At 33.1% G+C, this 414-nt stretch carries 1 protein-coding gene; it reads left to right on the forward strand.

The features are described 5' to 3' along the window. Window positions 1-204 (forward strand): hypothetical protein (locus tag ACWGQ1_RS18410; RefSeq protein WP_452313525.1); only part of this gene is annotated, 204 nt, incomplete at its 5' end. Between the last annotated feature and the right edge of the window lie 210 nt (window positions 205-414).

The raw sequence follows: 414 nt of genomic DNA on the forward strand, positions 1-414 counted from the left end.
GTGCGATTGAAAAAGAGCACTATATTAAGCATACCACATGCATTTATGCCGAGAAAATTTTTGGTTGGAATGAGCTATGTGTTAGCTAACTATGTTAGCGAGTTGGTTGGTGGTTTGTTGGGATTAATCCCAACGAAGTACCAACTCAACAACACATTATGCTCCGTTGGTTCCAACCAAAAAGCAATTGGAATAAAGCATTAAAAATAGCCACTCAACAATTAAGTGGCTATGGAGGGTAAAAGAACTTTTTCATATTAAAAGATTTAATGATATGTGGGGATGATGTTACATTTTCACTTTATCATTTATTTATTAATAGTGCATTTAAAAGTATTTAACGATGAGATTTTTTGGCTTTTTTGAAACGAGTGAAACGAGTTTCTTCTTGTCTTGATACTATAGGTAACTATT

This window comes from Microbacterium sp. NPDC055599 (assembly GCF_053618975.1).